Consider the following 21,922-nt stretch of genomic DNA (forward strand, 5'->3'; position numbering starts at 1 on the left):
AGGCAGGTTCCCCCGCCGACGGAGTTCCCTTGCCGCCCCTCCCGCACCCCGAGCAGCGCCAGCGGATCCTCTTCTACCTGCCGATGGTGACCAACTGGTGGTTCGTCCACATCGTCGAGCCGATGCTGCGCCGCCTCGCGGAGCGCCATGCGGTCCATGTCCTCGCCCCCGCCCCCTGGCGCGGCACCGGCATCGGCCCAGAGGAGCTCACCCGTTGTGCCGATCTGCCGGACATACGCTGGTACATCATGGACGGCCCCGATCATCCGAGCACCCGTACCGTGCCCGAGGATGCCGAGGGGCTGGTCGCCTTTGTCCACAGCCTTGCGCCCGATGTGGTGCTGTGTCGCACTGCCGATTACGAAACCACGCGCCACTTTCCCGGCACCGTGCGACTGCTGATGGAGGGCCGGTTCGAGCCCTTCGCGCCGCCCCCGCGCTGGATCCTGCTCGCCGACCGTCCGCACGACCATGGCCTGCTCGCCGAGATGACGGCGGCACAGGCGGACCGGCTGCGGGCGATGATTGCCCCCGCCTGGGATCGCCTGCAACGCGATCTGGCACCCGCGGCCGACGACCGCTCCACCCTGTTCGGGCGGCTCGGCATCCCTGAAGAGCGCCCGCTGCTGCTGCTCCCGCTCGAATGCGAGACCGAGGATAACTTCTTCGCGATGCACCGGCTGGGTACGAGGCCCAACGCCGCACTCGTCCGCGAACTCTCCACCCTGCTGGGCGAGCGCTGCACGCTGGCGGTGACCAACCACCCGCTCAACGACGCGCATGTCGATGCCGCCCCCCTGATCGCGGCGGTTGCCGACTGCGACAACGTCGTGCTGTTGCCCCCGCGGATCGGCTTGCAATTCGCGACGCTGGCAATGGCGCGCCACGCCGATGGCATGCTGGTCGGGGACTCCAAAACCTTCGCGCTGGCCGCCTTCTTCGGGGTGCCCATGCACCGCCATTCGCGCTTCGACAGCGGGGCGTGGCTCAACGCCTATGCTGCGCTGGAGCCGTTCGTCGCAGACATTCTCGCTGGTACGGCACGCCGGCCCGTTCCCGAGGCGGCGCAGCTATGGTTCGCGCAATATCTGCTGAACGACGCCTTCGACCCGCTCGATCCCGCGGACGATTTGCTCGCCCGCCTCGCCCGGCCGTTCGATTTAGATCGCTGGGAGGCGGCGCAGGCGCGGCTGGCGCGCACGCTGCCGGCGCTGTTCGCCGCGGAAGCTCAGACGAGCGGGTAGAGCGCGCCGGCCACCCAGCGCAGCTCGGCGCGAAGCACCCCCCAGGCACGCGCCGCCGCGCGACTATCCATCGCCTCGATGCCGATGCCGCGCTTTTCCAGCGCCTTCACCAGGGAAAGCGGCGGCCGCACCAGCGTTGCGCCGGTGCCGAGCAACAGGAATTCCGGCCGCGGATCGAGGGCGAAGGCGGGTTCGAGATCCGCCTCGGTCAGCTCCGCCACCGCCGGGGGCGACCATCCGTCCGCGCGCTGCGGCGTGATGATCAGCCCGTGATAGACATTTTCGTCGACGCGAAAGCCGCCGCCGGAAAAGCCGGAGATCAGCGGCCCTTCGGCGCTGCGACGCTCGATCTTCACGTCAGGGACGCTCGCGCGGGGCCACGCGCTCGGCGTTGTTCGCGATCGAATCTGCCTTTTCGGGCTTCACGCCAGGCTTGAGGCCGAGCGTGATCAGCAGCGAGGACGAGACATAGATCGACGAATAGGTACCGACCACGATGCCGAGCATCATCGCCGAGGTGAAGCCGCGCAGCACTTCGCCGCCCCAGATCAGCAGCGACCCCAGCGCCAGCAGGATGGTGAGCGAGGTCATCACCGTGCGGGGCAGCGTCTCGTTGACCGACAGGTCGATCAGCTCGCTCATCCCCATTTTGCGATACTTGCGCATGTTCTCGCGGATGCGGTCGTCGATCACCATCTTGTCGTTGATCGAATAGCCGATGATCGTCAGCACCGCTGCCACGATGTTGAGGTCGAACACCAGCCGCGTCAGCGCGAAGAAGCCCAGCGTCATCAGCACGTCGTGCAGGATGGCGACCGCCGTGGAGACGCCGAACTGCCATTCGTAGCGCAGCCACGAGAAGATCGCGATGCCGACGATCGCCAGCACGACGGCGAGCACGCCGTTGCGGATCAGCTCACCCGAAACCTTGCCGGAAACCGTGGAAACGGCGGAGAAGGTGGCGGTGGGGAACTTGGCCTTCACCGCACTCTTCACCTGTTCCACCATCGTGTTGGTGGCCGCGGGATCGCTCGAGTGCGGCACCGGAAGGCGGATGGTGACGGTGTTCTTGCCCGTGCCCTGGATGGTCGCCTCGCCAAAGCCCAGCGCACTGATCGTCGCGCGCAGCTCGTCGGTCGGCGGCACCGTCGTGAACTTCTCTTCGATCGACACGCCGCCGACGAAGTCCACGCCGAAATTGAGGCCGCGCGCCGCGACCAGCCCGATCGCGGCCACGGTCAGCAGCGCGGTGATCGCGAACGCGATGAACCGGATGCGGACGAAGCCGATATTGGTATTGTCAGGGACAATCTTGAGGAGCCGCATGTCGGCGCTTCCTTAAATATGGATCTCGCTCGGGCGCTTCTTGCGCAACCAGAGCGTGACGAGCATGCGCGTGAACACCACGGCGGTGAAGACGGAGCTGGCGATACCGATCAGCAGCACCACCGCGAAGCCGCGGATCGGGCCCGAACCGAGTACCAGCATGATCGCGCCGGCGATCGCGTGGGTAACGTTGGCCTCGAAGATGGTGCGGCTGGCTTCCTTGTAGCCGAGTTCCACCGCCTGCATCACGCTGCGGCCACGGCGGCGTTCCTCGCGGATGCGCTCGTTGATCAGCACGTTGGCGTCGACCGCGGTACCGATGGTCAGCACGAAGCCCGCGATACCGGGCAGCGTCAGCGTTGCGCTGAGCATGCCCATCACTGCCAGGATCACCAGCACGTTGATGGTAACGGCGATGTTCGCATAGACGCCGAAGCGGCCATAGGTCAGCACCATGAACACGACGACGGCGACGATCGCGATCACCGATGCGGTGACGCCGGCGCGGATCGAGTCATTGCCGAGTTCGGGGCTGACGGTCGATTCCTGCACGACCTTCAGGTTGATCGGCAGCTTGCCCGAACGCAGCGCGATGGCGAGCTGGTTGGCGCTGTCCACGGTGAAACCGCCCGAAATCGAGGCACTGCCGCCGAGGATCGGCTCGTTGATGTTCGGTGCCGAGATCACCTTGTTGTCGACGATGATCGCGAACGGCTTGCCGGTATTCTCCTGCGTCACCCGCGCGAATCGCTTCGCGCCGGCGCCGTCGAGCTGGATCGTCACATCGGGGCGGCCCTGCTGGTCATAGCTCTGCTTGGCGTCGACCAGCATGTCGCCGGTGATCATCGCGGTGCGGTTGACCACGATCGGTGCGCCATTCTCGTACTGGAGCAGCTGCGAGGTGACCGGGATGTCGCCGCTGGCGATCTGCTGCGGCGTCACGCTCATGTCGACCAGCTTGAACTCGAGCTTGGCGGTCTTGCCGAGCAGCGCCTTGAGCTGGCTCGGATCCTGCAGGCCGGGGACCTGCACGACAATGCGGTTGCTGCCTTCGCGGATCACGGTCGGCTCGCGGGTGCCGAGCGCGTTGATGCGCTTGTCGACCACTTCGCGCGCGTCGTTCATCGCGGTTTCGATCTGCTGCGCCAGGCCCGCCTGGGTGGGCGTCAGCACGAAGCGCGTCGAGTCGACGACTGCGATTTCCCAGTCCCGCTGGCCGGTGGTGCCGACACCGTTGGTCATCGGCAGCAGCTTCTCGCGCGCCGCATCCACCTTGCCGGGATCGCGGACCATGAAGCTGAGCTTGCCGCCGGCGATCGAGATGTCGCCGATGTCGACGCGGGGATCGCGCCGCATCGCCAGCCGCACCTGCTCGCGCATCTGCTCGAGCTTGGCTTGCTGCACGTCGCTCGTGTCGCCTTCGAGGAGCAGGTTCGAGCCACCCGCGAGATCGAGGCCGAGGTTGATGGCGGGCTTGGGCACCCAGTGCGGCCACGTGTTGCGGATGCTCTCCGGCACCAGGCTCGGCACCGCGAGCAGGACCATCAAGGCGAGGCCGAGGGTAATCGACCAGACCTTCCAGCGCGGGAAATCCAGCATCAGTCGTTCGCAGGCTTGGCGCCGTGCGGGCGCACTTCGGCGAGCGTCGACTTGATCGCGCGGACCTTCACGTTCGGACCGAGCTCGATCTCGACCTCGGTCTCGTCGACGCGGGTGACCTTGCCGATCAGGCCGCCGGCGGTGACGACCGTGTCGTTCTTCTTCACCGCCTTCAGGGCGTCCTGCAGGGTTCGCATCCGCTTCTGCTGCGGACGGATCATCAGGAAGTAGAAGACGACGAAGATCAGGACGAGCGGCGCTACCGACGCGATCCCGGCCAGAGTGCTACCCTGACCAGCCGCGCCTGCGGCCTGTGCATATGCTGGAGTGGCGAACATGGGTTCCCGAAAAGCCTGAAGTTAGGGGCGCGGAATGGCCCCATTCAAGCCGCGGGCGCTACCATGCGGCGAATGAGGGCGCAACTATAAGGGGTACGGGCGGGATTCCGAAACTGGACGATATTGCGGCTCGCCCTTCGCGGTAGTGCATATCCTCCCCCGCCAGGGGGAGGATCGGGTTCTGCTCACCCTTCCCGGCTCACCAGCAGTTTGTCGATCTTCCGGCCGTCCAGGTCGACGATCTCGAAGCGCCAGCCCTGTTGCTCGAACACCTCGCCCTCCACCGGCAGATGCTTGAACACCGCGAGCGCAAGCCCCGCGACTGTCGCGTAATCGCGGTCCTCGGGCAGATCGATGCCAAGCCGCTCGGCCAGCTGGTCGGCCGGAGTCGCGCCCGCGACGAGCAGCGAGCCGTCCTCGCGCTCAACGATGTTGGGATTGTCGCCGGGCTCAGCATCGGAGGCAAACTCGCCCGCGATCGCTGCGAGCAGGTTGGCCGGCGTGACGATGCCCTCGAAGTGACCGTACTCGTCGTGCACCAGCCCCATGGGCACCTCGGCCTGGCGGAGCGCGGTAAGCGCGTCCATCGCATCGACCTGATCAGGCAGCACGGGGGCCTTGCGCATCAGCTTGCGCAGGTCGAGCGATTCGCCGCGGAATAGCGCGGCGGCGATGTCGCGCGCCTGCACCACGCCGATCACCGCGTCGATCGAGCCTTCCGCCACCGGCAGGCGGGTGTGCGGGGTGGCGAGCAATTCCTCGCGGATACTGGCGCCGTCGAGATCGACGTCGAGCCAGTCGACCTGGGTGCGCGGCGTCATCACCTCGCGCACCGGACGATCGGCCAGCCGGACCACGCCGGAGATGATCGAGCGCTCATGCTCCTCGATCACGCCCGACTTGCTGGCCTCGGCGACGATCAGGTGCAGCTCCTCGGCGGTGACCCGATTCTCCGATTCGCGGTTCAGGCGCAGCAGGCGGAAGACCAGCCCGGTCGACGAATCGAGGAGCCAGACGACCGGCGCGGTGCCCCAGGAGAGCCAGCGCATCGGCAGCGCCATCGCGGCGGCGATCGGCTCGGGCGAGCGCAGCGCGAACTGCTTGGGCACCAGCTCGCCGATCACCAGCGAGCCGAAGGTGGTGAGGCCGATTACCAGCGTCAGGCCCAGCGTGTGGGCAAGCTCGGCAGAGAGGCCCAGCGCCTCTATCCGCTTGCCCACCGGTTCCCCCAGGCTGGCCCCCGAATAAGCGCCGGCGACGATGCCGATCAGCGTGATGCCGATCTGGACGGTGGAGAGGAACTTGCCCGGATCCTCGGCCAGTTCCATCGCGGTCTTGGCGCCGCGATTGCCGATCCGCGCCAACGCCTCCAGCCGCGCCGGGCGGGCGGATACGATCGCCAGCTCCGACATGGAGAAAATGCCGTTGATCGCGATCAGCACGAAGATGATCGCTACGTCGATCCAGGGAAAAGCTGCGCTCATGGTGCACCGCCCTCATATCCGCAGCAACACCCTCTTCACAACCTATTGCGGTGCGGAAGCCAAATTGGTTCAGCGGCGATGGCGGAAAAAGTCGCGCAGCAGCGCGGCGGCCTCGCCTTCGCCGATGCCGGCATAGACCTCCGGCCGGTGATGGCAGGTAGGCTGGCCGAACAGGCGCGGGCCATGTTCGACCGCGCCGCCCTTGGGATCGCTGGCACCATAATAAAGCCGGGCGATTCGGGCATGAGCGATGGCCCCTGCGCACATCGCGCACGGCTCGAGCGTGACCCACAGGTCGCATTCCTCCAGCCGATCGCGTCCGAGCAGCGCCGCCGCGGCGCGAATCGCCAGCATCTCGGCATGGGCGGTGGGGTCGTGCAGCGCGCGTGGGGCGTTGGCGGCGGTGGCGATCACCTCGCCGTGCCGCACGATCGCTGCGCCTACGGGCACCTCGCCCTGCTCGGCCGCAGACTGGGCGGCGGCGAGCGCGACATGCATGGGAGGAGGCAGAGGAAACATCGCACCCGGCTTAGCCGCCGCACGCAGCCCGGTCACGCCCTGCTCAGGCGGCGACATGCTCCGGACGGCGGAAGAGACGCCAAAGCGCATAGCCAGCCCCCGGCAGGAAGCCGAGCAAAGTCAGCCCGCATGCGACCTGGAAGGGGCGGCCGGCGCCCTCCTCCAGATACACGCCGAACGGCGGCAGCAACGCCGCGGCCGCGATTCGGCTTGCCGCCGGCGTCACTTTGCCGGCGTCGCCGTCGGCTCCGGCGCCTTCTGTACGTCGATGGTCGGCAGCTTCACCTGCTTTTCCTTCATCTCGACGGTGGGCACGCGCACGGTGCCGTTCGATTCGCCGACCGAGACCTTGCCCGTTTCGGCAGCCACCGTCGGCAGCTTGCCGCCGCGCACGTCGACATTGAGAAACCCCAGCGCGATCAGCACCACGGCGACGAGCACCAGAATTCCCAGCAGCCCCAGGATTGCGCGCATCCCAATCTCCTCCTATCGTTTCACCTGCCCAACGCCCCGACGGCGTGCGGGTTGCGCACCGTTCCTCGTGAATCGGTTGACTGCGGCGCGCATCGACGCTAACAGCGCGGCCTTTCCGGCTTACCGCCCAACTCAGGATTTGAAGCGATGTCGCGCATTTGCGAGCTGACCGGCAAGGGCCGGCAGGTGGGACACAATGTTTCCCACGCCAACAACAAGACCAAGCGCACCTTTCTGCCCAACCTGCAGAACGTGACGCTGATCTCGGATTCGCTCGGTAAGAGCATCCGTCTCCGCGTCTCGACGCACGGCCTGCGTTCGGTCGAGCATGTCGGCGGCCTGGACAACTGGCTGCTGAAGAGCAGCGACGACGATCTCTCGCTGCGCGCGCGTCGCCTGAAGCGCGAAGTGCGCAAGGCGACTGCCGGCACCGCCGAAGCGGCCTGATCTTCCCTCAGATCAACGGTTTGGCCCGCTACTGTATCGCAGTGGCGGGTTTTTCCGTGTCCGGCGTTTGCAAGCGTCGCGCCTAGAGTTCCAGCCGGAACTTGAGCAGCAGCGTCTGCTGCCACCATTGCTCATTGTCATCCGAGATCATCCACAGCACCAGCGACTCACCCTCGCGCTGCACCGCCAGTCCCTCGAAATTGTCGTGCTGGAAGGGCGGAGAGAAGTCGGCGAGTTCAGCGCCGTGCAGCACCTGGCCTGGCCCGACGCCGCGGATATCGACCAGTTCGATCTTCACGGTGAACAGCGTGGATGCCGCGAATCGGCGCACCAGCACCAGCAACCTTCCGTCCGGCAGCAGGGCGGCGTCGCTGGGATCATAGCCGTCGGGTGGCACATAGGCGAAGTGGATCGGCTGGGGTTCGCCGACGGTCGGATCTCCGGGGAACAGCAATATCTCGCGCTGGTCCACCGACCCGCCCCTAGGCCGCGCAGTTTCCCCGATCACCAGGAACCGGCCATCGGCGAGTCGCACCATCGATTCGGGGCCGCCATTTTGCGGCCAGTGCTTCATCGCACGAGGATAAGCCTTGCCCTGCGTGGCGTGCAGATCGCGATCGAATCGGAAAATCGCATTGTGCGATTCGAATCCTACCCAATATTCCCCGGTGACCGGATCGCGCGCGAGCGATTCGGAATCGCGGTCCCCCTTGTAGGCGCTGGTCCCCGGGCCGCCGGGCAGGTCGGCGAATCGGATGTCGGAGGGCCGCCAGTCCGCGCCCATCCGGAACTGCACCAGATTGCCGCGATCGCTGAGCAGCGTGAACCGATCCCCTACCACGATCAGCGCGGAATACCCGGAAAAGCCGAGGTCCGGGCTGGTGAGGCGCACCCCGCCCAGATAGCGGAGCCGCCCGATCCGCTGCCGCGTTGGATCGCCAGGCACAAGCGGCACGCGCACCACGTGCATCACCGGATCGCTGCCCAGCGGCGTCCGCAATTCCTTACCCGAGGCGGTGAGAAAAAGGATCGACAGCGCCAGCGGCGGATAAGCGAGGAAGCGGGGCCGGAAGCGCATCCCTTCCTCTTAGCGGCTAGCGCGCCGCCCGCCAGTGCTGCAGGTGCGAAGATGAACGGGAAATAACCAAGTCGTTCAGCGTTCGCTCAAGGGAACCGCTCTATCCAGAACGGGTTGTACGCGTACAGTTGCTCTCGCGTAGCGTATCGAGAGACGTTGGGGGTCGGCACCGCAAGGCGCCGGCCCCCTTGTTCGTTCAATACATGTGCTGTCCGCCGTTGATCGACAGCGTCGATCCGGTGACGAAGCCGCCTTCCTCCGCGCAGAGAAACGCCACCGCGCGCGCGATCTCGTGGGCCTGGCCAAGCCGGCCGACCGGGATCTTGGCAACGATCTTCTCCAGCACGTCCGCCGGCACGGCGGCGACCATGTCGGTATCGATATATCCCGGCGCGATCGCGTTGACGGTCACGCCGAAGCGCGCGCCTTCCTGCGCCAGCGCCTTGGTGAAGCCGTGGATGCCGGACTTGGCCGCGGCATAGTTCACCTGGCCATACTGGCCGGCCTGACCGTTGATCGAGCCGATATTGACGATGCGGCCCCATTTGCGGGTACGCATGCCCGGGAACACCGCATGCGCCATGTTGAAGCAGCCGCCGAGGTTGATGCGGATCACGTCTTCCCACATGTCACGGGTCATCTTGAGGATGGTGCCGTCGCGGGTGATGCCGGCATTGTTGACGACGATGTCGACCGGGCCCAGTTCAGCCTCCACCTGCGCCACGCCGGCGGCGCAGCCGTCGAAATCGCCCACGTCCCACTTATACGCCTTGATGCCGGTGCGCTCGGTGAAGGCGGCGGCCTTCTCGTCATTGCCGGCATAGTTGGCGGCGACGGTGATGCCGGCTTCGTTGAGCGCCAGGCTGATCGCCTCGCCGATTCCGCGGGTGCCGCCAGTGACGACCGCTACACGTGCCATGTACATTCCTCTCCAAATCAAACCCAAGAATTGGCTAGGCGGGGTTCACCCAGCCGGCAAGTTCGCGCCCGATGATCTGTCGCAGCAACTCCATGCCCGTCGCGCTATCATTGAGACAAGGCAAATATGCGAGATCGGTGCCTCCGGATTGGAGGAAGGACTCGCGGCCGCGGATGGCGAGTTCCTCCAGCGTTTCCAAGCAGTCCGCCGAGAACCCTGGCGCAACGATCGCGACGCGGCGAATGCCCTTGGCGGGCAAGGCCTCCAGCGTCGTATCGGTCGCCGGCTCCAGCCACTTGGCGCGGCCGAAGCGCGACTGGAAGGTAACGATCAGTTCGCGCCCCAGCGCCTCGCCCAGCAGCCGCCCGGTCTTGCGGCAATGGCAGTGATAGGGGTCGCCCAGTTCCAGCGTCCGTTGCGGCATGCCGTGGAAACTGGCGATCACCGCGTCAGGCTCGAAGTCGAGCCCCGCGAGGCCCTCCTCGACGCTGGTCTTCAGCGCGTCGATATAGGCCGGGTCGTCATAATAAGGCGGCAGTGTGCGCAGCGCCGGCTGCCAGCGCATCGCCATCAGCGCGGCGAAGGCGACGTCGTTGGCGGTCGCGGTCGTCGCCGCGCAATATTGCGGGTAAAGCGGCGCGACGAGAATACGCTCGCAGCCCTGCGCCTTGAGCGCGGCGACCTGCTCGCCCACCGAAGGTTTGCCGTAGCGCATCGCGTGCAGCACCGTCACGCTCGCCCCGAACGCGCCCTCCAGCCCGCGCGCCTGCGCCTTGGTGATCGCGGCGAGCGGCGAGCCGTCCTCGCGCCACACCTGACTATAGGCATGGGCCGATTTCTTCGGCCGGGTCCGCAGGATGATGCCGCGCAGGATCGGCTGCCAGAGAAGCGACGGGATCTCGACTACACGGCGATCGGACAGGAACTCGCCCAGATAGCGTTTCACCGCGCCGGGGTCGGGCGCATCGGGCGTGCCGAGATTGACCAGCAGCACGCCGATACGGGCGGGAGGGATCTTCGGATGGTCGGCGGGCAGGGTCATTCGGCGTCCGATAGCAGGGGCAGGCGACGGAATCGCGTGCCGGTGGCGGTTTGTAACGCGTTAGCGATGGCGGGCGCGGTCGGTGGCACGGCAAGCTCGCTCACCCCGCCGGGGTCCGATCCGCTTGGCAGGATCTCGACCGTAATGTCAGGCGTGTTGGCCAGCGTCGGCAGGTTCAGGCCGGCGAGGGTCTGCACGTCGGCGATGTTCTCGCTGAACGTGGCCGGCGCGCCCAACGCAGCGGCGAGGCCGAACAACAGCCCGCCTTCGATCTGCTGGCGGACGAGATCGGGGTTCACCACCCGCCCGCAATCGACCGCCGCGACCAGCCGCTCGACGACGATCTCGCGCTGCTGCGTCAGACGCGCCTCGGCCATCACCGCGATGTAGGAGCCGCGAAAGGCATGCGCGGCGATGCCCTGCCCGCTGCCGGGTTCGCCGCCCTGCCAGCCGCCGAGTTGCGCCGCGGTCTGCAGGCAGCGGGCGAGCCGCGGCTGGTTGCCGAGCATCGCCATGCGGAACGACAGCGGATCGCGATTGGCGACATGGGCCAGTTCGTCGACGAAGCTCTCGGCGAAGAAACAGGTGTAGCTGTGTGCGCCCGAGCGCCAATAGCCGGTCGGCACGCCGATCTCGGCGGGGTGATGGTCCACCGCGAGGTTCGGGATGGCATAGGCGGGCGCAGCGCCCTCGACTGCGAAGGGGTCTTCCTTGCCCGGCAGCGCCAGCCCCGCCGCGGCGACGGCATCACCGGGAAGCAGCCGCGCGGCGAGTTCGCGACCGGTCGACGGCGCGGCGATCTTCGCCAGCCAGGCCGAGACGGTGCCGCCCTGCCCCAGCTTGGCGGTGAGCCGCGCCGCGGCGGCGGGGCGGAAGCGGTCGCGCCGCAGATCCTCGTCGCGCGGCCAGGTCAGCTGCACCGGGCGCTGCACCGACTGCGCAAGCAGCGCCGCCTGCACCGCCGCATCCACCTCCAGCTTTTCCCCGAACGACCCGCCGCCGAGCATGGCATGCAGCGTCACCCGCGCGGGATCGATACCCAGCGCCTTGGCCGCCGCCGCCCGCGCGAGCCCCGGTGCCTGGGTCGGCAGCCAGAGCGACAGCCGGCCATGCGCATAGTCGGCGGTGCAGGTCATCGGCTCGAGCGGAGCGTGGGGGGCAAGCCCGACGCGATAGTCGGCCGTCACCACCCGCGCGCCGCGAAACTCAGTGGCCAGATCGCCCTTCGCCTCGATCCGCGCGCCATCGCCTTCGAAAGCGGCGTCAAGCGCCGCGTCGATGCTGTCGTCATTGACCACCGTCGCCGGGTTGCGGAAGCGCGGCCGCAATGCCTGCAGCGCGCGCTCCGCCGCCCACCAGTTGCTCGCCACCGTCGCAACCCATTGCTTGGTGGTTACGATCGAGAGCATGCCGCGCACGCGGCTCGCCGCCGCGCGATCGACATGCACCAGTTCGGTCTCGCCCACCGGTCCCTGGCGGATCGCGGCAAAGACCATGTTGGGCAGGCGCACATCGGCGGCGAAGTTGGCGCTGCCGTCGAGCTTGGCCGGTGCATCGAGCCGCGGCAGCGGCTGGCCGAGCAGCCGCCCGGCCTCGCCGCCGCGCAAGGGAAGCTGCGCCGGCGCCTTTTCCTGCGCCGCCGCCTCGGCGAGCTCGCCGAAGCCCAGCCGCTGGTTGCCGTGGATCACCGTGCTGCCCGCGGTGCCGCAGGCTTGCCAGTCGACACCCCAGCGCCGCGCCGCCGCCTTGCACAGCAGCACCCGCGCCGCAGCACCCGCCTGGCGCAAATCCTCTTCGAAGGCGCGGACCGAGGTGGAGGCGGCGGTGAGCATCAGGTCGGCGCGCGCCGCATGGTTGCGCTGCACCTTCTCCGGCAGGCCGCCCAGCGCGGCGGCGAACAGCGTCTGCGCGGCCAGCGGATTGGCGTAGAGCGGGTTGAGCGGCGCGGGTTCGACGCCGACCAGCTTCCAGTCCGCGCCCAGCTCGTCGGCGAGGATCTGCGGAAGCGCGGTATAGACCCCCTGCCCCATCTCGGCCTGCGGTACCGCGACGCGCACTTGCCCGTCCTTGCCGATCTTGAGCCAGGCGCCGAACAGGCTCTCGCCCGGGCCCGCGCTGAGGTTCGGCGCGTAGCTGCGCGGCCACAGCCCCCAGGCGACCACCAGGCCCAGCCCCGCGCCGCCACCGATCAACAGCCTGCGCCGATCGAGCCTGATGCGGGATGGAGGTTTGCCAGCCATGCCCCGGCTCTATCGCGCGCCGCGGCCCCACGCCAGCACGGGCTTTCGATCAGGCTGATCGCTCCCCCTTGGGTTTGCGGCGTTTTGGCTCTATCGCGGGGCAAAGTCGCTTCTCACGCCGGGGATTACCGTGCTGCCCACCCTGCTTGCCGCTGCCGGCGGACATCTGCATTTCACCGATCTCCACCTCGATCCGGTGGCGATCAATCTGGGGTTCTTCCAGATCAAATGGTATTCGCTGGCCTATATTACCGGCATCCTGCTCGGCTGGGTCTATCTGATGAAGCTGCTGGCCCAGCCCGGCGCGCCGATGGCCAAGCGCCATGCCGACGATCTGGTGTTCTACGCGACGCTCGGCATCATCCTGGGCGGCCGGATCGGCTATGTGCTGTTCTACGCGCCGGAGATGCTCCAAAACCCGCTGCAGATCCTGATGCTGTGGGAAGGCGGCATGAGCTTCCATGGCGGGGTGATCGGCACCTCGCTGGCGATTATCTACCTGTCCTGGCAGAATAAGCTCAACTGGCTGCGCGTGCATGACTATGTGGTGTGCTGCGCGCCCTTCGGCCTGTTCTTCGGCCGCCTCGCCAACTTCGTGAACGGCGAACTCTGGGGCAAGCCCGGCGACGTGCCCTGGGCGATCGTGTTCCGCGGCACGGTGCCGGCCGGCATCCCCGAGCCGGCGCGCCATCCCAGCCAGCTCTACGAGGCCGGGCTGGAAGGCCTGCTGCTGTTCGCGGTGCTGTGGTTCTTCTTCTGGCGCACCGATGCGCGCTACCAGCCGGGCAAGCTCGCCGGCATCTTCCTGCTCGGCTATGGCATGTGCCGCTTCTTCGTCGAGTTCTTCCGCGAGCCCGATCGCCAGCTCGTCTGGCTGGTCGATCTGACCGGGCTGCACATGGGCCAGTGGCTGTGCCTGCCGATGATCGCGGGCGGCCTGTTCCTGATCGCCACCGCGCCCGGCCGCCGCAAGCGGGTTGAGGCGATCACCGGGCCGAGCGTCGCCTGAGCCGGCCGCGATGACCAACCCACTCGACGCCCAGCCCGACGAACGCCGCGACAACGCCGCCGAACCCGCCCTGCCCGAGCGGCTGGCACGGGCGATCACCCTCGCCGGGCCGATCCCGCTCTCGCAGTTCATGGGCGCGGCCAACGCGCATTATTACGCGACCCGCGATCCGCTGGGCGCGCGCGGCGACTTCACCACCGCGCCCGAAATCAGCCAGATGTTCGGCGAGCTGATCGGGCTCTGGCTGGCGGACCTGTGGGACCGCGCAGGACGACCCGAGGCTGCGCGCTATGTCGAGTTCGGCCCCGGCCGCGGCACGCTGGCGAGCGATGCGCTGCGGGCGATGGGCAAGGCGGGGTTCGTGCCCCCGGTCGATTTCCTCGAGACGAGCCCGGTGCTCCGCGCCGCGCAGAAGGAACGCGTGCCGCACGCCGAATGGCATCTCGACCTTATCGGGCTGCCCGAGGACGCGCCGCTGCTCGTCGTCGCCAACGAATTCTTCGACGCGCTGCCGATCCGCCAGCTGGTGCATACCACGCAGGGCTGGCGCGAGCGGCTGGTCGCCTGCCAGGATACGCTGTTCCTGCCGGTGACCGGCGATCGCGGCTTCGATCCGGTGATTCCGCCCGCGCTGCGCGATGCCGCGCCCGGCGCCATCCTCGAGACGTCGCCGGCCAGCGTCTCGCTGCTGCGCGCGCTCGCCCAGCGGCTGCTCGCGCAGGGCGGCGCGGCGCTGATCCTCGACTATGGCTATGAAGGCCCGGCGATCGGCGACACGCTGCAGGCGGTGCGCGGCCATGCCTTCGCTAATCCGTTCGACGCGCCGGGTGAGGCGGACCTGACCGCGCATGTCGATTTCGGCACGCTCAAGGAAGCCGCCGAGGCCGAGGGGCTGACCGTCCATGGCCCGGTGACGCAGGGCGATTTCCTCAAGGCGCTGGGCATCGACGAGCGCGCCCGTGCGCTTGCCCGCACGGCACCTGAGCGCGGCGATTCAATCGCGGCCGATCGCAACCGCCTCGTCGCCGACGACCAGATGGGATCGCTGTTCAAGGTGATCGCACTCACCGCGCCGGGCTGGCCGGTACCGGCGGGGTTCGCATGAACTATCGCGACGCCACCCCCGCCGGGGCCGCCGCGATCGACGCGGTGTTCCGCGAGAGCTTCCAGGCGACCTTCGCGCATCTCTATGCGGCGGAGGATCTCGCCAGCTTCCTCGACCAGTTTACGGTCGCGGGCTGGGCCGAGGAATTGGCCGATCCCGCCTTCGCCTTTCAGGTGATCGAGGATGCGGAGGGCATCGCGGGGTATTGCAAACTCGGGCCGATCAGCCTGCCCGCATCCCCCGAGGGGCCGGCGATCGAACTCCGCCAGCTCTATCTGCTGGAGCGCGCCAAGGGCAGCGGCGCGGCGCAGGCGCTGATGGACTGGGCGCTCGCCACCGCTCGGGCGCGCGGCGCGGCCGAGCTCTGGCTCTCCGTCTATATCGACAACCACCGCGCCAAGCGCTTCTACCAGCGCTACGGCTTCGAGGATCGCGGACCCTATGCCTTCATGGTAGGCAACCATGCCGATGAGGATCGGCTGATGCGGCTGGCGCTGTGAGCGACGTCGAGGTCACCCATGCCCGCGCGCTGGACGGCGTGCCGCACGGCTTTCTCGGCCGCGTCGGCGGGGTCTCGACGGGCGTGGTCGCGGGGCTCAACGTCGGCACCGGCTCGAACGACGATCCTGCTGCGATAGCCGAGAATCGCTGCCGCGCGGTAAAGGCGGTTCTGCCCGGCGCGCGGCTGGTCACCGTCTACCAAGTCCATTCGGCCGATGCGGTGACGGTCATCTCCCCGTTCGACGAGGCACTGCGCCCCAAGGCCGATGCGCTGATCACCAACCAGCCGGGGCTGCTGCTCGGCATCCTCACCGCCGACTGCGCGCCGGTGCTGTTCGCCGATCGCGAGGCAGGCGTGGTCGCCGCCGCACATGCCGGCTGGAAAGGCGCGATCGGCGGCGTCACCGACTCGACGATCGCGGCGATGGAAGCGCTGGGCGCCCGCCGCGAGCGCATCGCGGCGGCAGTGGGCCCCTGCATCGCCCGCGCCAGCTACGAGGTCGACGCCCGCTTCTTCCAGCGCTTCTGCGAGGAGGACCCGGCCAACGAACGTTTCTTCGCCGATGGCCGGCCCGAGCATTTCCAGTTCGACCTGGAAGCCTATGTCGTCCACCGGCTGGCATTGGCGGGCCTGCGGACGATCGAGGCGCTGGGCGTGGACACCTATGCGAACGAGGCACGCTTCTTCAGCTTCCGCCGCGCCACGCATCGCGGCGAGCCCGATTACGGACGACAGATCAGCCTGATCGGGCTACCGGGTTAAGCCACTCGAGTAAGAGAACGCCGTCATCCCGGCAAAAGCGGGGATCCAGTTGCCTCTCGGTCACAGCAGGAGCCGCAGCGTAGGCCTCAATGGATTCCGGCTTTCGCCGGAATGACAATGGGGGGCGATGGCTACGCCGCGTCTTCCACCCGCACTTCGGGGGGATGCAGCCGCAGGCGGTTCACCTTGCGCTCGTCGGCGTCGATGACTTCGAGCTTCCAGCCGCTTTCATGCTCCAGGCACTCGCCGACTTCGGGTACATGCCCCGCCAGCACAAAGGCGAGGCCGCCGATGGTGTCGACATCCTCCTCCACCTCGCCCAGCCGCGGATCGACCGTCTCGGCGACGTCTTCCAGCTCGGCGCGGGCATCGGCTTCCCAGCCGCCGCCGTCGATCGGCACAATCAGCGCGGCGGGCGCCTCGTCATGCTCGTCCTCAATCTCGCCGACGATCTCCTCGATCAGATCCTCGATCGTGATCAGCCCCTCGGTGCCCGAATATTCGTCGAGCACGATCGCAAGGTGGGTGCGCTTTACCCGCATCTGCGCGAGCAGATCGAGCGCGCCCATCGATTGCGGCACGTAGAGCGGCTGGCGGATCAGCCCGGCGATGCTCGGCGGATGCGCCTCGCCCTTGGCGAGGATCTCGAACACGTCCTTGATATGGACCATGCCGATGATCGTATCGAGTTCCTCGCGATAGACCGGCAGGCGGCTATGACCGGCTTCGGCGAAGAGCTGGACGAGATCGGCGAAGCTGGTCTGCTCCTCCACCGCGATGATGTCCGCGCGGGGCACGCCCACATCGCCGGCATCGCGCTCGCCGAAATGCAGCAGGTTCTTGAGCATCTGGCGCTCGATCGGGGCAAGGTCGCCTGCCGGGGGCGTGCTGCCGTCACTCTCATGCTCGTCGATGGCTTCCTCGAGCCGTTCGCGCAGCGTCTCTTCCTGTTCCTCGCCGAACAGAAGCGCGCGCAGACTGCGCCAGATGCCCCCATTTTCGTGTCGGTGTTCGGGCGAGCCGGTACTAGGGCCCTCGTTCATGTTGGTGGTCAGTCCTCGCGTACGGGATAGGGATCGTGTAGGTTCAGCGCCACCATGGCCGCCTGTTCCATCGCCTCCATGGCTTCCGCTTCGCCATCCTCGATATGGTCATAGCCTAGCAGATGCAGCATGCCATGGACAATCAGATGCGTGGCATGGTCTTCCACGGGAATGCCGCGCTCTTCCGCTTCCACCGAACAGACGCCGTGCGCAAGCACGATATCGCCCAGCAATACTTCGCCATCATCGCTGTTCTGGGTGACGGCGTCGAGCAGATCGGGCTGAATCATCGGGAAGGACAGCACGTTGGTCGGCTTGTCCTTGTGCCGATACTGGCGGTTGAGCGTATGGACTTCCTCGTCGCTGGTGAAGCGCACCGCGACTTCGATCGCGGTCGGCCAGCCCTTCCATTCGGCATAGGGCGTCTGCGCGATCGCCGCCTCGGCTGCGCGCAGGGCAAGCGCTTCCCAATCGCCTTCCGGCCAGGGCGCTTCGAGGAGGGCGGCGACGTCGAGCATCAGGCGAGGTCCGTCTTGGAGAAATCGTCGCCCTTGTAGAGCAGACGCGCATCATGGGATTTGGCGCAGGCATAGGCGAAGCAGTCGCCCATGTTGAGTCCGGCCGGATGGCGGCCCTTGCCGAATTGCTGATAGGCATCGAGCGCCAGTTCCAGCTCGCGCGCGCCGATCGGCACCAGCGTCAGCCCGATCTGATCCGCATAGAGCGCGGCTTCGTGGCGTGCGGCGCTGATATCCATTTCGCGCGAACGCGAGAGTGCGGCGACGGTTTCCCAGGCCGCCATCGCCGACCAGATCGCCGGCGCGCCCTCGACCGCCTCGACCACCAGCCGATCGCGCTCGGGTTCCTCGGCGATGATCGCGACCATCGCCGATGCGTCTACGAACAGCGTCAAACCTCGCCCCACAACTCGTCGAAGAACGCCTTGTCGGCCGGCAGCCCGGTGGGGGGCGGCAGGGGATGGGCGCGCCGATGGGCATTGAGCTTGCGGAGCACGTCCTGCGCCCGCCCCTTGGCCTCGATCTCGGCCTTGCGTCGCAACAGGCTGTCGCGCACCGCCTCGGTCTTGGTGGTGCCGAGCGCGGCCGCTACCTCGGCGGCAAGCGCCGCAGTGTCCGGGTCCTTGATGTAGAGCGATGCCACGCCGCGCCTCCGAAAGGGATATCCCGAATGTAGGACGGGATATCCCAGCCTTCAACCTTCGCCCTCATAGGCCGCGACGATGCGGCCGACGATCGGATGGCGGACCACGTCGCCCACCCCGAAGCGGACCATCGAGATGCCTTCCACGCCCTCCAGCCGGTTCACCGCATCGTTGAGGCCCGAGGCATTCGGCCCACCGGGCAGATCGGTCTGGTTGGGGTCGCCGCAGATCACCATCCGGCTGTTCTGGCCGAATCGCGTCAGGAACATCTTCATCTGCATCGGCGTGGTGTTCTGCGCCTCGTCCAGGATGACGAAAGCGTCGGCCAGCGTACGGCCGCGCATGAAGGCGATCGGCGCGATCTCGATCTCACCGCTCGCAATCCGCCGCTCGACCTGCTCGGCGGGCAGGCAGTCGTAGAGCGCGTCGTAGATCGGGCGGAGATAGGGATCGACCTTCTCCTTCATGTCGCCCGGCAGGAAGCCCAGCCGCTCGCCCGCTTCCACCGCCGGGCGCGACAGGATCAGCCGCTGGACGCTGCCGGTGATCAGCTGCGCGACGGCCTGCGCCACCGCCAGATAGGTCTTGCCGGTACCCGCCGGCCCGAGCGCGAAGATCAGGTCGTTCGAGGCGAGCTCGCGCATGTAATGCGTCTGCGTCACCGACCGCGGCACGATCGTCTTTTTGCGCGTGCGGATCATGATCGACGGCTTGGGGCCACTGTTGCCGGTTGGCTCGGCACGGACGATCCCGGTGAACATCGGCTCGGTCGACATCGCGATCACTGCGTCGATCAGCCCGCCGTCCACTTCCTCGCCGCGGATCACGCGAGCATGCAGTTCCTGCAGCACCTCGCGGGCATGGGCCACCGCCTCAGTGCCGCCTTCGATCACCACCCGCTGGCCGCGCGCGTGGATGTACACGCCCAGCCGCTCCTCGAGCATCAGCAGGTTGGAATCGAACTCTCCGAAGAGCTGCGGCAGGAGCTGGGGCTTGTCGAAGGTCACCTCTACCCGGGATCGTTCGCCGGACTGGGCTGGGACAGGCTTGCGGCTCATGCGGTCCTTTCGGTGTTGGCGCGGGGCGCGGGGATCACGCGGCCCCGGAGGGGCAAACCTTGGCATCGTGCGGAGGTTCCTTGGCGCATGTCGACAAACAAGATGGCAGACGCGGACGCGGCTGCACAGGGGGCGTGTGGATTGCCCCCGCAATGCCGCACGCGTGTGACGCGGTTGCGACACCCCGCTGCCTCGCTCCCTTGACGCCCCGTGCCCCGCGCGTGCCGAAACGGGAACGAGCGGCACCAGCCTTGGGTTGGAAATGCACGCCTCCATCGCTATCTGCGCGGCCACACATCAGTAACAACCAAGGTTTCCCATGAAGTATCTGCTTCGGGGCGCGTTCGCATGTGCGCTCCTGCTGTACGCCAGCTCCTCCCTCGCATAGATCCCGCATCCAAGCTCACTATGGGACAGCGATGAGACGCAGGCCCACATCGATGAGACGTACTTCCACAGCGCCGGCGTCGAACACAATCGCCGCAGCTTGTACATGTTTCTCGATGTCTATTTACACGGGGAAAGAAAAATGAAGTTCGCTATCGCAGCATGCACCGCCACGCTGCTCGCCGCCAGTGGCGTTGCCCAGGCCGCGCCGATCATCGACACCGGCGCCGGCTATGCCAGCATCGACAGCGCGATGACGCTCGCCGACGGGCGCGACCTGGCCGGGTACATCGTGCTGAAGAACGATGTGACGATCACCGGCATTCGCGGCTGGCTCGGCTGCAATGGCGGCGGGCTCGTCGTCGCCGGCATCTACAGCGACATCGATTTCACGCCGGCCGACCGGCTCTATTCGACACGATTCTCGATTTCGGATCCGGTCGCCTGGCAGGGCGACGACTCGCTCAACTGGACGCTGAAGGCGGGTTCCTACTGGGTGGTGTTCCAGGGCGCGCTAGGCCCGGACACCTATATGCCCGGCGGCGCAACCAACCCGCTGGCCGCCTATAAGCGCGGCACCGGCGGCGACTGGCGTTCGCTGCGCGAGCAGGCACTCGGCGTCCAGATTGACGGCGTCACCGGCGGCGCGGTGCCGGAGCCGGCGAGCTGGGCGATGCTGATCGGCGGATTCGGCCTCGCCGGCGGCGCGATCCGCGCCCGCCGCAAGCGTCCGGCGGCACTGGCCTGAAGCGCGTGGAGGCCGGGGCGGCAACGCCGCGCCCGGCCCGGTTACAGGCTCACCATCAGGTTGAGCGCGCCATATTTGGTCCAGCGCCCCGGTGGGGCGTTGGGCGCATCGCGCAGGAAGCGCCCCTTGGCGAGCAGCACCGCATCGGCCTCCAGTCGCACCGCCTTGCTCAGCCGGTAGCGCACGCGGCCATCCAGCTGGTGCCCGGCGAAGGTGCCGGAGCGACCGCGCGCGTCGCGCACGCCGGTGCTGGAGAAGCTGTCGGTGCGCGCCGCCAGCCACATCGGCCGGTAGCTCAACATCAGCTCGGTCCGCGCATCGGGCGCAGCCTCGGCCTGGAGCGACGGCGCGACGACGTTGCTGCGGGCGATCGCATTGTAGAGCCCTGCAGGCGCGAGATCCGCGCGACGCATGCCGAACAGCGTGTCGAACCGACCGTATGTGCCGCCCGGCGCGTCACCGCTCGCATAGTCGAACTCCGCCATCAGTCGGGGCTTCCACGCGCCCGCCCAGCTATAGCCCAGCCGCCCATGGACGAACCACGCGCGCACCGATTGGCGCGCCGCTCCCGCGACCAGGCTCACCGATTGCGAACCGGTCTGGCCGATCGCCTCGACTTCAAAGTCGAGTCTGGCCGGCGCGGGATCGCGGGCGATGCGGAGGCTGGCCGTGTCGAGCGAGCGATCGCGCGTCGGGCGTCCGGGCGTGTCGTGCTCGCCGAGATGGAAGTAACTCGTCTCGACCAGCGCCGGACCGATCGTACGGGCGCGGCTGATCAGTCCGCCCCAAAGCACCAAGGCCGCACCCTCGCGGTCGATCGCCGGCTCGTTCGAGAGCAGCGAGTCGAGATCGTCGGGCCGCCGGCGCTGCGGCATGGTGTAGATCCCCGTCGCCGCCCAGCGCCCGCTACTCCAGTCCGCGCGGACGCCGGTATAGCCGTTGGTGGTATTACGGTAGTCATCCGCCGCGATCAGGCGCCGCGACCCCAGGTTGAGCATGAACCGGCCGGCCTGCAGCTTCAGCCTCGATCCCGCCCCGAGCGCCGCGCCGAGATCGAGCTGCACATAGGCCTGCACCGGCTCCAGCGTGTTGACCTCGCCCGTCGTCACCGGCGAGCCGCGATTGCCATTATAGACGCGGCTGTCCCACAGTTCGCCGACGACGCTCACCGGGCCGTGCTGGTAGCGCACGAGCAGCGTGGTCCGGAAATTGACGAGCTGGTCGCTCGCGTTGAAGCCGGCGCGTGCCTGCCCGTCGATCGCCTCGTAGCGCACGCGCTCGCTGGCGGCGAAGGTCAGCCCCTCGGCCGGTGGCGGCAGCACGCCTTGGGCATGCGCGGCGCCCGACAGCAAAACCGCGGGAAGATACCGCACCAGCCTCGCCAATTTCGCCCCCCTGTCAGCCGCTTACCGGCGAAACGCTTCTAGGCGCGTGGC

25 protein-coding genes are annotated in these 21,922 nt (G+C 67.6%); 7 read left to right on the top strand and 18 right to left on the bottom strand.

From position 1 onward, the window contains the following. Nucleotides 1-29: 29 nt before the first annotated feature. Complete coding sequence (locus tag QZ670_RS06535; protein ID WP_294253148.1) at nt 30-1,244, top strand: hypothetical protein; 1,215 nt, start codon at nt 30-32, stop codon at nt 1,242-1,244. Here the strand turns inward: QZ670_RS06535 and QZ670_RS06540 are convergent. The 8 genes from QZ670_RS06540 to QZ670_RS06575 all read right to left on the bottom strand — a co-directional run bounded on the left by QZ670_RS06540 (nt 1,229) and on the right by QZ670_RS06575 (nt 6,984). Continuing rightward, a complete protein-coding gene (locus QZ670_RS06540; RefSeq protein ID WP_294253151.1) occupies nt 1,229-1,600 on the bottom strand; it encodes an Mth938-like domain-containing protein in 372 nt (123 codons plus the stop codon). The genes QZ670_RS06535 and QZ670_RS06540 overlap by 16 nt on opposite strands. 1 nt (nt 1,601) lies before the next feature. After that, nucleotides 1,602-2,570 (bottom strand): protein translocase subunit SecF, encoded by a 969-nt coding sequence (secF, locus tag QZ670_RS06545; protein ID WP_294253153.1) that lies wholly within the window; start codon nt 2,568-2,570, stop codon nt 1,602-1,604. Between the two features lie 12 nt (nt 2,571-2,582). Beyond that, nucleotides 2,583-4,169, bottom strand: coding sequence for a protein translocase subunit SecD (gene secD, locus QZ670_RS06550; protein WP_294253155.1), 1,587 nt, complete (start codon nt 4,167-4,169; stop codon nt 2,583-2,585). Then, a complete protein-coding gene (gene yajC, locus QZ670_RS06555) occupies nt 4,169-4,507 on the bottom strand; it encodes a preprotein translocase subunit YajC (protein ID WP_294253157.1) in 339 nt (112 codons plus the stop codon). Before yajC ends, secD begins: the two co-directional genes overlap by 1 nt. A 185-nt stretch (nt 4,508-4,692) precedes the next feature. Further along, nucleotides 4,693-5,991, bottom strand: coding sequence for a hemolysin family protein (locus QZ670_RS06560; protein WP_294253159.1), 1,299 nt, complete (start codon nt 5,989-5,991; stop codon nt 4,693-4,695). Nucleotides 5,992-6,060: 69 nt separating this feature from the next. Further along, nucleotides 6,061-6,489, bottom strand: a complete 429-nt coding sequence (locus QZ670_RS06565) for a nucleoside deaminase (protein ID WP_294253305.1) — start codon at nt 6,487-6,489, stop codon at nt 6,061-6,063. Nucleotides 6,490-6,553: 64 nt separating this feature from the next. Next, nucleotides 6,554-6,736 (bottom strand): YqaE/Pmp3 family membrane protein, encoded by a 183-nt coding sequence (locus QZ670_RS06570; protein WP_294253161.1) that lies wholly within the window; start codon nt 6,734-6,736, stop codon nt 6,554-6,556. Next, on the bottom strand, nt 6,733-6,984 hold the full coding sequence (locus QZ670_RS06575; RefSeq protein WP_294253162.1) for a hypothetical protein: 252 nt from the start codon (nt 6,982-6,984) through the stop codon (nt 6,733-6,735). Before QZ670_RS06575 ends, QZ670_RS06570 begins: the two co-directional genes overlap by 4 nt. Nucleotides 6,985-7,131: 147 nt before the next feature. Between QZ670_RS06575 and rpmB the strand changes: the two genes are divergently transcribed. Then, nucleotides 7,132-7,431 (top strand): 50S ribosomal protein L28, encoded by a 300-nt coding sequence (gene rpmB / locus QZ670_RS06580; protein WP_093296900.1) that lies wholly within the window; start codon nt 7,132-7,134, stop codon nt 7,429-7,431. An 82-nt stretch (nt 7,432-7,513) separates the two neighbouring features. Here rpmB and QZ670_RS06585 read toward each other — a convergent pair whose 3' ends face one another. The 4 genes from QZ670_RS06585 to QZ670_RS06600 all read right to left on the bottom strand — a co-directional run bounded on the left by QZ670_RS06585 (nt 7,514) and on the right by QZ670_RS06600 (nt 12,662). Beyond that, on the bottom strand, nt 7,514-8,509 hold the full coding sequence (locus QZ670_RS06585) for an esterase-like activity of phytase family protein (RefSeq protein ID WP_294253174.1): 996 nt from the start codon (nt 8,507-8,509) through the stop codon (nt 7,514-7,516). Nucleotides 8,510-8,705: 196 nt separating this feature from the next. Next, a complete protein-coding gene (gene phbB, locus QZ670_RS06590) occupies nt 8,706-9,428 on the bottom strand; it encodes an acetoacetyl-CoA reductase (RefSeq protein WP_294253176.1) in 723 nt (240 codons plus the stop codon). Nucleotides 9,429-9,462: 34 nt separating this feature from the next. Continuing rightward, complete coding sequence (gene hemH, locus QZ670_RS06595) at nt 9,463-10,470, bottom strand: ferrochelatase (protein ID WP_294253179.1); 1,008 nt, start codon at nt 10,468-10,470, stop codon at nt 9,463-9,465. Next, nucleotides 10,467-12,662: a molybdopterin cofactor-binding domain-containing protein gene (locus QZ670_RS06600; protein ID WP_294253181.1), complete on the bottom strand. Its 2,196-nt coding sequence runs from the start codon at nt 12,660-12,662 to the stop codon at nt 10,467-10,469. The genes hemH and QZ670_RS06600 overlap by 4 nt, the downstream gene beginning before the upstream one ends. A gap of 178 nt (nt 12,663-12,840) precedes the next feature. Between QZ670_RS06600 and lgt the strand changes: the two genes are divergently transcribed. Genes lgt through pgeF form a run of 4 tightly spaced genes read left to right on the top strand, consistent with a single transcriptional unit; the run spans nt 12,841 to nt 16,088 of the window. Continuing rightward, nucleotides 12,841-13,719, top strand: coding sequence for a prolipoprotein diacylglyceryl transferase (lgt, locus tag QZ670_RS06605; RefSeq protein ID WP_294253183.1), 879 nt, complete (start codon nt 12,841-12,843; stop codon nt 13,717-13,719). 10 nt (nt 13,720-13,729) lie between these two features. After that, nucleotides 13,730-14,824: an SAM-dependent methyltransferase gene (locus QZ670_RS06610; protein WP_294253185.1), complete on the top strand. Its 1,095-nt coding sequence runs from the start codon at nt 13,730-13,732 to the stop codon at nt 14,822-14,824. Continuing rightward, entirely contained in the window at nt 14,821-15,324 is a 504-nt protein-coding gene (locus QZ670_RS06615) for a GNAT family N-acetyltransferase (RefSeq protein WP_294253187.1), read from the top strand. Before QZ670_RS06610 ends, QZ670_RS06615 begins: the two co-directional genes overlap by 4 nt. Beyond that, the gene (gene pgeF, locus QZ670_RS06620; protein ID WP_294253189.1) at nt 15,321-16,088 is read left to right on the top strand and encodes a peptidoglycan editing factor PgeF; all 768 of its coding nucleotides are present in this window, start codon (nt 15,321-15,323) and stop codon (nt 16,086-16,088) included. Before QZ670_RS06615 ends, pgeF begins: the two co-directional genes overlap by 4 nt. Before the next feature lie 131 nt (nt 16,089-16,219). On the opposite strand, the gene QZ670_RS06625 is transcribed toward pgeF, so the two are convergent. From QZ670_RS06625 to QZ670_RS06645, 5 genes are read right to left on the bottom strand one after another with little or no spacing between them, the layout of a single operon-like run. Then, entirely contained in the window at nt 16,220-17,131 is a 912-nt protein-coding gene (locus tag QZ670_RS06625) for a hemolysin family protein (protein ID WP_294253192.1), read from the bottom strand. Nucleotides 17,132-17,139: 8 nt separating this feature from the next. Continuing rightward, nucleotides 17,140-17,649: an rRNA maturation RNase YbeY gene (gene ybeY, locus QZ670_RS06630; protein WP_294253194.1), complete on the bottom strand. Its 510-nt coding sequence runs from the start codon at nt 17,647-17,649 to the stop codon at nt 17,140-17,142. Then, nucleotides 17,649-18,044 (bottom strand): type II toxin-antitoxin system VapC family toxin, encoded by a 396-nt coding sequence (locus QZ670_RS06635; protein ID WP_294253196.1) that lies wholly within the window; start codon nt 18,042-18,044, stop codon nt 17,649-17,651. The genes ybeY and QZ670_RS06635 overlap by 1 nt, the downstream gene beginning before the upstream one ends. After that, nucleotides 18,041-18,292, bottom strand: a complete 252-nt coding sequence (locus QZ670_RS06640; protein WP_294253198.1) for a type II toxin-antitoxin system VapB family antitoxin — start codon at nt 18,290-18,292, stop codon at nt 18,041-18,043. Before QZ670_RS06640 ends, QZ670_RS06635 begins: the two co-directional genes overlap by 4 nt. A gap of 51 nt (nt 18,293-18,343) precedes the next feature. Continuing rightward, nucleotides 18,344-19,351, bottom strand: coding sequence for a PhoH family protein (locus QZ670_RS06645; RefSeq protein WP_294253200.1), 1,008 nt, complete (start codon nt 19,349-19,351; stop codon nt 18,344-18,346). Nucleotides 19,352-19,880: 529 nt separating this feature from the next. Between QZ670_RS06645 and QZ670_RS06650 the strand changes: the two genes are divergently transcribed. Beyond that, a complete protein-coding gene (locus QZ670_RS06650; protein WP_294253201.1) occupies nt 19,881-20,486 on the top strand; it encodes a PEPxxWA-CTERM sorting domain-containing protein in 606 nt (201 codons plus the stop codon). Between the two features lie 41 nt (nt 20,487-20,527). Here the strand turns inward: QZ670_RS06650 and QZ670_RS06655 are convergent, their stop codons facing one another. Next, nucleotides 20,528-21,859 carry an alginate export family protein gene (locus QZ670_RS06655; protein ID WP_294253203.1) on the bottom strand — a complete coding sequence of 444 codons (1,332 nt, stop codon included), beginning with the start codon at nt 21,857-21,859 and terminating at the stop codon, nt 20,528-20,530. Nucleotides 21,860-21,922 lie beyond the last annotated feature (63 nt).

It is taken from the genome of uncultured Sphingomonas sp. (assembly GCF_913774285.1).
GTDB lineage: Bacteria > Pseudomonadota > Alphaproteobacteria > Sphingomonadales > Sphingomonadaceae > Sphingomonas.

Bases quoted from the DNA above. Each gene is read 5' to 3' on its own strand.
- secF (WP_294253153.1), bottom strand. From the start codon at position 2,570: ATGCGGCTCCTCAAGATTGTCCCTGACAATACCAATATCGGCTTCGTC.
- secD (WP_294253155.1), bottom strand. From the start codon at position 4,169: ATGCTGGATTTCCCGCGCTGGAAGGTCTGGTCGATTACCCTCGGCCTC.
- yajC (WP_294253157.1), bottom strand. From the start codon at position 4,507: ATGTTCGCCACTCCAGCATATGCACAGGCCGCAGGCGCGGCTGGTCAG.
- QZ670_RS06560 (WP_294253159.1), bottom strand. From the start codon at position 5,991: ATGAGCGCAGCTTTTCCCTGGATCGACGTAGCGATCATCTTCGTGCTG.
- QZ670_RS06565 (WP_294253305.1), bottom strand. From the start codon at position 6,489: ATGCATGTCGCGCTCGCCGCCGCCCAGTCTGCGGCCGAGCAGGGCGAG.
- QZ670_RS06575 (WP_294253162.1), bottom strand. From the start codon at position 6,984: ATGCGCGCAATCCTGGGGCTGCTGGGAATTCTGGTGCTCGTCGCCGTG.
- rpmB (WP_093296900.1), top strand. From the start codon at position 7,132: ATGTCGCGCATTTGCGAGCTGACCGGCAAGGGCCGGCAGGTGGGACAC.
- QZ670_RS06585 (WP_294253174.1), bottom strand. From the start codon at position 8,509: ATGCGCTTCCGGCCCCGCTTCCTCGCTTATCCGCCGCTGGCGCTGTCG.
- phbB (WP_294253176.1), bottom strand. From the start codon at position 9,428: ATGGCACGTGTAGCGGTCGTCACTGGCGGCACCCGCGGAATCGGCGAG.
- hemH (WP_294253179.1), bottom strand. From the start codon at position 10,470: ATGACCCTGCCCGCCGACCATCCGAAGATCCCTCCCGCCCGTATCGGC.
- QZ670_RS06610 (WP_294253185.1), top strand. From the start codon at position 13,730: ATGACCAACCCACTCGACGCCCAGCCCGACGAACGCCGCGACAACGCC.
- QZ670_RS06615 (WP_294253187.1), top strand. From the start codon at position 14,821: ATGAACTATCGCGACGCCACCCCCGCCGGGGCCGCCGCGATCGACGCG.
- QZ670_RS06625 (WP_294253192.1), bottom strand. From the start codon at position 17,131: ATGAACGAGGGCCCTAGTACCGGCTCGCCCGAACACCGACACGAAAAT.
- ybeY (WP_294253194.1), bottom strand. From the start codon at position 17,649: ATGCTCGACGTCGCCGCCCTCCTCGAAGCGCCCTGGCCGGAAGGCGAT.
- QZ670_RS06645 (WP_294253200.1), bottom strand. From the start codon at position 19,351: ATGAGCCGCAAGCCTGTCCCAGCCCAGTCCGGCGAACGATCCCGGGTA.
- QZ670_RS06650 (WP_294253201.1), top strand. From the start codon at position 19,881: ATGAAGTTCGCTATCGCAGCATGCACCGCCACGCTGCTCGCCGCCAGT.